Source organism: Mesobacillus sp., assembly GCF_049588175.1.
Taxonomy (GTDB): domain Bacteria; phylum Bacillota; class Bacilli; order Bacillales; family Cytobacillaceae; genus Mesobacillus.
Genome location: NZ_JBAVFI010000066.1, coordinates 1 through 1768 on the forward strand (window position 1 = coordinate 1; position 1768 = coordinate 1768).

Annotated in this window: 2 protein-coding genes; both read left to right on the forward strand. The window is 48.4% G+C overall.

The window, feature by feature from the left end:
* Positions 1 to 956, forward strand: a 956-nt coding sequence (locus tag WB217_RS01540) for an ABC transporter ATP-binding protein (RefSeq protein WP_423990010.1), incomplete at its 5' end; no start/stop codon positions are given.
* Positions 953 to 1768 (forward strand): ABC transporter permease (locus WB217_RS01545; RefSeq protein WP_423990012.1); only part of this gene is annotated, 816 nt, incomplete at its 3' end. The genes WB217_RS01540 and WB217_RS01545, both read left to right, overlap by 4 nt.

Below are 1768 nucleotides of genomic sequence, written 5' to 3' on the forward strand. Positions count from 1 at the left end.
GGATGATCGCTGGATTCTATTATCCTACCAAGGGTGTGGTGCGATTTGGCGATAAAGATATGACGCGTGTACCTCCTGAAAAAAGAAATACGGGCATGGTTTTCCAAAACTATGCCCTTTTTCCTCATATGACGGTATTCGAAAATGTGGCTTTTGGGTTGAGGGTGCGAAAAATCGCCTCTGGTGAGTTGAAAGCACGGGTCCAGGATGTGCTTCGTAAAGTAAAGCTCGAACAATACGCGGAACGTCAGGTGAGTCAGTTAAGCGGAGGTCAGCAGCAGCGCGTGGCGTTGGCAAGGGCATTGGTGATCGAACCGGAAATCCTTTTGCTCGATGAGCCATTGAGCAACCTGGATGCGAAGCTTCGGGATGAAATGCGGGCCGAAATTCTCCGGCTGCAGAAGGAATACAAGATTACGACGATTTACGTTACCCATGACCAGGCAGAAGCGTTGTCGATGAGCGACCGGATTGCGGTTTTTAACTTTGGCGTCTGCCACCAGGTCGGAACACCTTCTGAGATTTATAATGAACCAGCGAATGACTTTGTTGCTAGTTTTATAGGTGAGATTAATCTTTTGCCTGTAAAAGTGGATGGAGTGGACGAGAATTGTGTGAGCGTCTCGGCTGGTGAGGATCAATTTGTTGTACATAATACGCCGTTTAATTTTAACAAGGAACATGAAGATGGGGCGTTGGCGCTTTCGATTCGTCCGGAGTCTGTAAAGATCCTGGCTGAGAAGGCGGACCGGCCGAATGTTTTTGCTGGCAAGGTCGAGGAGGTCCAGTTTTTCGGGACGATCATCAATGTGCGGGTTCGCGTGAACGGGTTGCTGCTTGAGGTGAACGTGCTGAACCATGTGTCGGCTAACCTGAAGCCTGGCGCGGATGTGTGGGTCGAGCTGCCTGCCGATCAAATCGGGCTGATTCCGGTGTTGAGCGGTGATGCGTCATGATGAAGAATCGTGATAACCGGGTGACATTCTATCTGTTGATTCCTGTATTGCTCGTTTTGATTGCCTATGTTCTTTATCCATCGCTGCGGACGATTCTTGAGAGCTTGCGTAAGGATGGCGGGATTGGGCTCGGAAACTATCAGGATTTTTTCACACAGGAATCGAAGACGAATTTAGAAGCCTTGTGGAATTCGGTGTATATATCCTTTCTGAGTGTGCTCGCCAGTGCGGCGATCGGGATTCCTCTGGCATTTATTTTTAATCGCTATGATTTCCCAGGGAGGAGCTTTTTCTCGACGGCTGCCATCATGCCGATCGTTCTTCCTTCGTTGGTTGGGGTAATGGCCTTTATGTTCCTGTATGGCGAAACTGGCCTTGTCCCGAATGCAATCAAGGATTTGCTTGGGCTTAAGGAAGTTCCTTTTAAAATCGGCGGGATTTCAGGAATTTTGATTGTCCACGCCTATACCATGTATGTTTATTTTTACATGACGGTTTCGTCTGCGATCAATAAAATCGACCCTTCGCTTGAAGAGTCTGCCTATAATTTGGGCGCGAGCCGCTTCCAGGTGTTCTGGAAGGTGACGTTCCCTTTATTGACGCCGGCCATTGTCGCAGCTTCTCTGTTGGTGTTCATGATTTCGATGGCATCGTTCAGTGCACCATTCTTATTGGCGGGCGGATACCGCGTGCTGAGTTTGCAAATCTATTTTTCCAAAATTAACGGGGATATGGAGGTCGCGGCAACTCAATCTGTCATTCTATCGATTGTTTCCATCGCGTTCTTATTATTCATGCGCTGGTACCAGAAC